Annotated in this window: 1 protein-coding gene; it reads right to left on the minus strand. The window is 35.2% G+C overall.

The window, feature by feature from the left end:
- Nucleotides 1–188: STAS domain-containing protein (locus AAEY75_RS16225; RefSeq protein WP_352260178.1), on the minus strand; the 188-nt coding region annotated here is incomplete at its 3' end.
- Nucleotides 189–253: the final 65 nt, after the last annotated feature.

Genomic DNA, 253 nt, shown 5'->3' on the forward strand with positions numbered 1-253 from the left:
GCCTCAACCAGTGACGCCATACCTGAGCTGTCGATATATTGCAGATGGGTGAAATCGACAATGATGTTATTTTTACTCTTAATTAATTTTATAATGTCGAGTTTGATACTGCGCGAATTGTTCAGATCCACTTCACCATAAAGCTTAATCACTTGGTAATTGTTCTGTGTTTCAATTTCAATATTCATTTTATATCACTTAAATTTAACCGTCAGTTCTAACCAATTGCCTTTACCTTTATGCGGGATAAGTC

This window comes from Psychrobacter sp. TB55-MNA-CIBAN-0194, assembly GCF_040309505.1.
Lineage (GTDB): Bacteria > Pseudomonadota > Gammaproteobacteria > Pseudomonadales > Moraxellaceae > Psychrobacter > Psychrobacter fozii.